The organism is Archangium sp., from assembly GCF_036389735.1.
Classification (GTDB): Bacteria; Myxococcota; Myxococcia; order Myxococcales; family Myxococcaceae; genus Archangium.
Genome location: NZ_DASVWK010000318.1, coordinates 1 through 7,573, shown reverse-complemented (window position 1 = coordinate 7,573; position 7,573 = coordinate 1). Strand labels below are relative to the sequence as shown.

The window sequence follows — 7,573 nt, the reverse complement described above, 5'->3', positions numbered from 1 at the left end:
CATCCCCGGCCCCGGAGGCCCACCCGGACGCATGCCCGGAGCGCCCGGACCCGGAGGCATCCCCGGCCCCGGCATGCCCGGACGCGGACCCGCGCCCGGAGGAGGCATCCCCGGTCCCGGAGGACCACCCGGACGCGCCATGCCCGGCGGAGGCATCCCCGGCCCCGGCATGCCCGGACGCGGACCCACGCCCGGTGGAGGCATCCCCGGTCCCGGAGGACCACCCGGACGCGCCATGCCCGGAGCGCCCGGACCCGGAGGCATCCCCGGCCCCGGCGGGCGCGGCCCGGCAGCGGGCCCGGCGGGAGGACGCGGCTGCGCGGGAGCGGCGGGGTTCGCGGAGGGAGCCATCACCTGCGTCGCCATGGAGGAGGGCATGGTGTTGGACTTCTGACCCACCAACGTCTTCACCTTGTCGAGCAGCACCTGGCTCTCGAAGGGCTTGGTGATGTGGTCGTCCGCCCTGGCCGAACGCGCGCGGGCCTCGTCGAAGGCCTCGAAAGTGCCGGCCAGCAGCAGCACGGGGATGCCCTGCGTGGCCGGATCATTCTTGAGCGCCTCGCAGACCTCGTAGCCGTTCTTGCCCGGCATCATCACGTCCGCGAGCACCACGTCCGGACGCAGCTCGCGCACCCGGGTGATGGCGTCCAGCCCGTTGTCGACCGCGGTGACCTGAAAGTCCTCGGTCGCGAAGATCATCCCGATCACCTTGCGGATGGTGAGCGAGTCATCGGCGACCAGCAGATTCTTGGGCATCGGTTCGGGCCTCGGGGGATCCAACCCCCTAGAATTCGGTGAGAAATCGGGACGAGCAGTCCCACTGTCAAGCCGGGCAGCTTACGGTTGCCCACCCGGGCCTTCAAGAAAACAAGCGGTAGCTCAAGAAAACATGCGCTGGAGGTTCAGAAAGAGCACGGGATCCATCACTCCCGGCGCCCGGAACACTCCCGGCTCCTCGGTGGGCTCGAAACGCGGGTGGACGCCCAGCACGCGCGAGGCGCACAGCCCGAGGCCGCGCCCGTCCACCTCGGTGAGCACGATGAAGCCCTCGGGGGTGGCGGGTGCCCCCAGCATCGCCGGCGCGGAGTAGAGGGGCCAGAGCGCCTGCCCATGCAGCACCACCCCCGCCACCGCCCCGCCCTTCCCGGGCAGCGCACTGAAGGAGGGCCCTCGCGCCACCACCTGGGACACGTGATGCAGCGGGAGGCCGAACAGGCGCCCCTGCGATTCGAGGATGAGCGAGCGTCCGGGCAAGGCCTCGGTAAGGACCACCGGGTGCTCTGGTGGAGGCCGCACCGTGCCCGGCTCGTGAGGGAGGGCCTCGGCGGTGAGTTCCAGGTAGAGCCGGTCCTTGTGCAGCACCGCGCTGCGGCTGAGCGCGGCCAGGGTGTCCCCCAGTCCCGCGGGCAGGAGGAAGTGGGGCGCGGGTGCCACGTCCACCACCTCGATGATGGAGCGCACGCGCACCGCCAACGTGGGGCTCACGTCGAACACCACCACCATGCCAGGGCTCGGCTCCGGCTCGCCGCCGAGCAGCACGGACAAATCCTTCACCTCCAGCACGCCTCGCAGGCTGGTCTCATCGGGTCCCGGCGCGGCGACCTCCATGACGGAGGTGGCCTCGACGGCGAAGCGCGTGTCCCCTGCATCCATCAGGAGACAGAGCCGGCGTCCGCTTTCGTAGGGAGGCACGGGGGCAGGCTAGCAGCCCCGGGACCTTGGTGCTAAGCCCTTCGGCGATGGCGCGCGTCCTCCTCGTCGATGACGAAAAGCTGGCCCGGACCCTCTACGGGGACTACCTGCGCGGCGCGGGCCACGAGGTCACCGCCATCGCCAGCATCCAGGAGGTCAAGGAGGCGCTGGCCCGCGAGCCCTATGACATCGTGGTGACGGACCTCATCCTCCCCACCGGGGATGGGATGGAGGTGCTGCGCCACACCAAGGAGCACTACCCGGGCACCGAGGTGCTGGTCATCACCGCCCTGGACAAGGTGGATCCAGCGGTGCGTGCCATCAAGAGCGGTGCCGCCGAGTACCTCGTCAAGCCGGTGGCCCCGGAGGTGCTCCAGCACGCCATCGACCGGGCACTCGCCACACGCGAGCTGCTGCGGGAGAACGCGGCGCTGCGCCGGTACGTCTCGCTGCTGGAGACGGGGCAGCGCATCTCCACCACGCTGGATCGCGAGCGGCTCGCGGACACCGCCTGCGCCGCCTTCCAGGGCATGGGCCTGGCCAGCGAGGTGGTGCTCTTCGAGCGCGATGCTTCCGGCTGCGTGCGGCTGTTGAGCGATCACGGCCTGTGCGGAGACACGCGGGAGGATCCCCGCCTCGCCTTCCTCGCGCCGCGCCTCGATGCGTCCCGGGAGGTGCGGCTGTTGGAGGGAATCCCGGGCCCCTGGCCGCTCGCGCTCGTCGTCCCCGCCGTGGATGGGGAGGAGCTGCTCGGACACGCCGCCCTGCTCTACCCCCACGCGCCTCCCGCGGGCATCACCGAGGCCACCGGCTTCCTCGCCCGCTGCCTGGCGCTCGCCCTGCGCAACCTGGGCCGCATTTCCGAGGTGGAGGATCTGGCCTACCTGGACGACCTCACCCACCTCTTCAATACCCGCTACCTGCACCAGGTGTTGGATCGCGAGATGAAGGACACCCAGCAGACGCACGGCGGCTTCAGCCTGCTCTTCCTGGACCTGGACTACTTCAAGACGGTGAACGACACCCACGGGCACCTGGTGGGCTCGCAGCTGCTGGTGGAGATGGGCCGCCTGCTCAAGGGCTGCGTGCGAGATCAGGACGTGGTGGTGCGCTATGGCGGGGACGAGTACGTGGTGGTGCTGCGCCATACCGACTCGGGCGGCGCGATGAAGGTGGCCGAGCGCATCCGTCGCACCGTGGAGAAGCACCGCTTCCTCGCGCGCGAGGGCTACGCGCTGGCGCTCTCCACCTGCATCGGTATCGCCAGCTTCCCCGAGCACGCGGGGGACAAGGCCACGCTGTTGGACCTCGCGGACCGGGCCATGTACCGGGGCAAGAAGGGCTCCCGGAACGTCATCTACATGGCCGCGAAGGATCTGGAGGCCACGCCCCCGGCGCGCTACAGCCAGCGCACCGGGAGCTGAGCCGGGCTCAGCGCCGCAGCGAGCCCACCGTCAGCCGCTTCTCCATGCCGGGCTCGGTCGCCGCGGAGCGCTCGCCGTCCTCGCCCACCGCCTCCACCGCGTCGTGCGAAGCGCCGGAGACGATGAGCTGATACTTGCGCGACATCACCTTGATGTGCTCGGCCTGGGCCGGATCCAACCGGGCGATGAGCTCCCAGAAGAGCGCCGCGTGCTCGCGCTCCTCGTCCATGACGTGATGGAGGATGGCCTTGGCGTCCGCGTTGTCCGTGGCCTCGATGTGCGCGGCGTAGAGGTTGATGGCGTCCAGCTCCGCCTCCATGTCCAGGCGGATGGCGCGGGCCAGCTCCGAGTCCGTCAACTTCCTGGGCACCATCGCGTGGAACGGATTGGTCTGCGGCATGGAGGGCTCCCGAGGCGTACAGCCAGTGTGGGCGCAACGTGTAGGAGTCGGAAGCATCCGCGTCCCGGGGGGCGCCGGTCAACGGAATCCGTTGCTCCGCGTTGCGACCGAGCGGTGGGCTCGGCCATGCTGATGAACCATGGACATCCCGGCACCGCTCGCGCTCCTCCTCCAGGCCGTGGAGACCGGAGACCTCCCAGCGGCAAGGGCCGCGGCCGCGGAGCTACGACGCACCAACGCGGGAACCCGACAGCTCGCCGCCGAGGTGCTCCACGAGCTGCGCCAGCCGCTGTTGGGGGTGAAGGCCTATACCCAGCTCCTCTCCGAGGAGATCGGCGCGCGCGGCACGCTGCGGCAGATGCTGGCCCAGGTGGAGCGGATGGAGCAGATCATCTCCGACTTCACCCGGCTCGCCAGCGAGCGCCCCGCCCCCCAGCAGCCCGTATCATTGGTGGCGCAGGTGCAGGCGGCGGCGCGTGCCTTCTCCCTCAACCCGGACTCCTCCCGCATCACGCTCCAGGTGGACGCACCCGAGGACCTCACGGTGCAGGGCAACGGCCGGCTGCTGGAGCAGCTCACCCTCAACCTGCTCAACAACGCGCGCGACGCGGTGTCGGGGCCGGGCCGGGTGAAGGTGGTGCTGCGGCGCGAGGGCGGCTCGCCCGTCATGTACGTGGCGGACTGGGGCCCGGGCATCCCCGAGGCCGTGCGCCACCGCCTCTTCGAGCCCTATGTGACGGGCAGCAAGCGCGGCACCGGACTGGGGCTCGCGGTGTGCCAGCGCATCGCGCGGGAGCACCAGGCGCGGCTGGAGCTCGTGCCCGCCTCGATGCTGGCGGAGCAGCCGCCACCCACCACCGTCTTCCGCGTCCTCTTCCCCACCCCGGATCCGCTCACGGCCCCCACCCCGTCCCCTGGCGCCTCCACCCCCGCGCCGGCCACCGTGCGCCGCCGCCTGCTGGTGGTGGATGACGAGGAGATCATCCGCAGCGTCTTCAAGGACCTGATGGACAAGGAGTGCGAGATGTTCCTCGCGGCCGACGCCGAGGAGGCGCTCGCGCATCTGCGGCGCGGGCCGGTGGACCTCATCGTCACGGACAAGAACCTGCCGGGCCTCTCGGGCCTGGAGCTGGCGCAGGAGGCCCGCAAGCTCGACGCCAACTCGCGCGTCATCCTGATGACGGGCTACCCCTCGCTGGTGACGACGCAGCAGGCGCTGGAGCTGGGGCTGCTCGACTACCTGCTCAAGCCCTTCGACGACATCCGCGAGGTGCGCACGAAGCTGCGCGAGACGCTCGCCGCGGCCGCCCCCGTGCGGCGCGCGCCGGGACTGGGCAGCCGCCGCGTGGACGTGCTCGAGGACAGCCCGGCCGCGGCACGGCAGATCACCGAGGCACTCGCGTCCCTGGGGTTGGAGGCACGGGTCATGCCGAGCGCGCCCACCGAGCCCGCTTCGGTGGCCCCGGCGGCCGTGGTGGTGAGCTGGGATCTCGCCGCCGCCCACGGTCGCCAGGCACTGGAACTGGCGCGGAAGCTGGGCCAGGGGGCGCCCTTCGTGGTGCTCGCCGAGTACCTCTCCCAGGAGACGGTGCTGGAGGCCCTGCGCGCCGGCGCGTCCGGGTGCCTGTCGAGGGAGCTGGCGGCGCCCGAGCTCAGCCGCGAGCTGTCGCGCATCCTGGGGCAGGCCCCCGCCGCGCCTGGGCGCTGAAAACACCACGGCCCCGAGGGCCTCTCCTGGGAGAGACACCCGGGGCCGCGAGCCCGACTCTAGGGACGGCTCAGTACTCCAGGTCGTCGCCGCCGTAGTCCGAGGCGCCGCCAGCGGGCGCGCCCTTGCCCTTCTTCTTCGGGCGCTCGGCCACCATGGCCTCGGTGGTCAGCAGCAGCGAGGCGACGGAGGCCGCGTTCTGCAGCGCGGTGCGCTCCACCTTGGTCGGATCGATGACGCCGGCCTTCTCCAGGTCCTCGAACACGTCGGTGCGGGCGTTGTAGCCGTACGCGCCCTGGCCCTCGCGGACCTTGTTGATGATGACGGCGCCCTCGAGGCCCGCGTTGGAGGCGATCTTCCGCAGCGGCTCCTGAAGGGCCTTGCGGATGATGTCCACGCCGAAGTCCTGCTCACCGCCCAGCTTCAGCTTCTCCAGGGCGGTCAGGCAGCGCAGGTAGGCCACGCCACCGCCCGGGACGATGCCCTCCTCGACGGCCGCGCGCGTGGCGTGCAGCGCGTCCTCGACGCGAGCCTTCTTCTCCTTCATCTCGGTCTCGGTCGCGGCGCCCACGTGGATGACGGCCACGCCGCCCGCCAGCTTCGCCAGCCGCTCCTGCATCTTCTCGCGGTCGTAGTCGCTGGTGGTGGTCTCCATCTGGCCGCGGATGAGCTTGATGCGGCCCTCGATGTCCGCCCGCGCGCCCGCGCCGTCGACGATGGTGGTGTTGTCCTTGTCGATGGTGACGCGCTTGGCGCGGCCCAGGTCGTTGAGGGTGAGGGCCTCGTACTTGTGGCCCAGCTCCTCGCTCACCACCGTGCCGCCCGTCAGCGAGGCGATGTCCTCGAGCATGGCCTTGCGGCGGTCACCGAAGCCCGGCGCCTTCACCGCCGCCACGTTGAGCACGCCGCGGATCTTGTTCACCACGAGCGTGGCCAGCGCCTCGCCCTCGATGTCCTCGGCGATGATCAGCAGCGGCTTGCCGGAGCGCGCCACCTGCTCGAGGATGGGGATCATGTCCTGCATCGACGAGACCTTCTTCTCGCTGATGAGGATGTAGGGGTCGTCCTGGACGACCTCCATGCGCTCGCGGTTCGTCACGAAGTACGGCGAGACGTAGCCGCGGTCGAACTGCATGCCCTCCACCACGTCGAGCGTCGTCTCCAGGCCCTTGGCCTCCTCGACGGTGATGACGCCCTCCTTGCCCACCTTCTCCATCGCGTCCGCGATGATGTTGCCGATGGTCTCATCCCCGTTGGCGGAGATGATGCCCACCTGGGCAATGGCCTTCTTGTCGGCGGTGGGCTTGGAGAGCTTCTTCAGCTCCGCCACCACCACCTCGACGGCCTTGTCGATGCCGCGCTTGAGGTCCATGGGGCTGTGGCCGGCGGCCACCAGCTTCAGGCCCTCCTCATAGATGGCCCGGGCGAGCACCGTGGCGGTGGTGGTGCCGTCGCCGGCCTTGTCGGAGGTCTTGCTGGCGACCTCCTTCACCATCTGGGCGCCCATGTTCTCGAACTTGTTCTCGAGGTCGATCTCCTTGGCGACGGTGACGCCGTCCTTGGTGATCGTGGGCGAGCCGAAGCTCTTCTCGATGACCACGTTGCGGCCCTTGGGCCCCAGCGTGACGGCCACCGCATCGGAAAGGATCCGGACACCGCGCAGAATTGCGTCGCGCGCGTTCTGGTGGAAGAAAATCTCCTTCGCTGCCATCTTAACCTCCTGAAACTACTGGGGAATGGGAACTTGCGGCCGTTAGCACTCGGCCTAAGCGAGCGCCAAAATAAGGGCCGCACAGGGGATGTCAACATGGAAAGCCGCCGGTGTGGACGGCAGGACGGCTGGCGGGCCCGCGAGGGCTACTCGGCGAAGCGGACCAGGGTGAGCAGCTGGCCCATGTCCACGGGCTTCTCGAGCATCATCGCCACGCCCTTGCGCAGCCCGTTGTCCGTGGTGGCCACGTCCGGGGAGGCGGTAATGAGGAGCACGGGGATGGAGCGGAAGCGGGGGTCAGCCTTGAGCATCTCGGTGAAGCGGATGCCGTCCACGTGGGGCATCAGGTAGTCGGTGATGATGAGATCGACGGGCTGGCGCTCCATGACGTCCAGGGCCTGGAGGGCGTCTCCCGCCGAATAGACCGTGTAGCCATTCCGCTCCAGGAACTGGGAGAGGCTGGAACACAAGCTGAGGTCATCATCGACGACGAGGATGTTCACGAAGGCGCACCTGGCCCTGGGAGCTCAGGGAGGGGACGAAGGTAACAACCGCCCCCTGCGTTGACAATGCGCTGAGGGACCTGGATATGAGGCCGCTCATGATGGGGAAGCGGGAGAAGCGCTCGGCGCCGGGGG

At 69.9% G+C, this 7,573-nt stretch carries 7 protein-coding genes; 2 read left to right on the top strand and 5 right to left on the bottom strand.

The genetic code is table 11. The annotated features are described in order from the left end of the window. Nucleotides 1–756: response regulator (locus tag VF794_RS11245; protein ID WP_331109568.1), on the bottom strand; the 756-nt coding region annotated here is incomplete at its 3' end. Nucleotides 757–879: 123 nt separating this feature from the next. Continuing rightward, nucleotides 880–1,692 (bottom strand): chemotaxis protein CheW, encoded by an 813-nt coding sequence (locus VF794_RS11240; RefSeq protein WP_331109566.1) that lies wholly within the window; start codon nt 1,690–1,692, stop codon nt 880–882. A gap of 47 nt (nt 1,693–1,739) precedes the next feature. Here VF794_RS11240 and VF794_RS11235 point away from each other — a divergent pair, with 47 nt between their 5' ends. Further along, complete coding sequence (locus VF794_RS11235; protein ID WP_331109564.1) at nt 1,740–3,116, top strand: diguanylate cyclase; 1,377 nt, start codon at nt 1,740–1,742, stop codon at nt 3,114–3,116. A gap of 7 nt (nt 3,117–3,123) precedes the next feature. On the opposite strand, the gene VF794_RS11230 is transcribed toward VF794_RS11235, so the two are convergent. Beyond that, nucleotides 3,124–3,516: a demethoxyubiquinone hydroxylase family protein gene (locus tag VF794_RS11230; RefSeq protein WP_331109562.1), complete on the bottom strand. Its 393-nt coding sequence runs from the start codon at nt 3,514–3,516 to the stop codon at nt 3,124–3,126. A gap of 139 nt (nt 3,517–3,655) precedes the next feature. Here VF794_RS11230 and sinK point away from each other — a divergent pair, with 139 nt between their 5' ends. Further along, nucleotides 3,656–5,224 carry a hybrid histidine protein kinase/response regulator SinK gene (sinK, locus tag VF794_RS11225; protein WP_331109560.1) on the top strand — a complete coding sequence of 523 codons (1,569 nt, stop codon included), beginning with the start codon at nt 3,656–3,658 and terminating at the stop codon, nt 5,222–5,224. Nucleotides 5,225–5,294: 70 nt separating this feature from the next. On the opposite strand, the gene groL is transcribed toward sinK, so the two are convergent. Together groL and VF794_RS11215 are read right to left on the bottom strand one after the other, a co-directional pair. Further along, nucleotides 5,295–6,935: a chaperonin GroEL gene (groL, locus tag VF794_RS11220; RefSeq protein WP_331109558.1), complete on the bottom strand. Its 1,641-nt coding sequence runs from the start codon at nt 6,933–6,935 to the stop codon at nt 5,295–5,297. A gap of 146 nt (nt 6,936–7,081) precedes the next feature. Next, complete coding sequence (locus VF794_RS11215) at nt 7,082–7,438, bottom strand: response regulator (protein ID WP_331109556.1); 357 nt, start codon at nt 7,436–7,438, stop codon at nt 7,082–7,084. Nucleotides 7,439–7,573: the final 135 nt, after the last annotated feature.

Coding starts and splice junctions, on each gene's coding strand:
- VF794_RS11235 (WP_331109564.1), top strand. CDS start 1,740: ATGGCGCGCGTCCTCCTCGTCGATGACGAAAAGCTGGCCCGGACCCTC.
- VF794_RS11230 (WP_331109562.1), bottom strand. CDS start 3,516: ATGCCGCAGACCAATCCGTTCCACGCGATGGTGCCCAGGAAGTTGACG.
- sinK (WP_331109560.1), top strand. CDS start 3,656: ATGGACATCCCGGCACCGCTCGCGCTCCTCCTCCAGGCCGTGGAGACC.
- groL (WP_331109558.1), bottom strand. CDS start 6,935: ATGGCAGCGAAGGAGATTTTCTTCCACCAGAACGCGCGCGACGCAATT.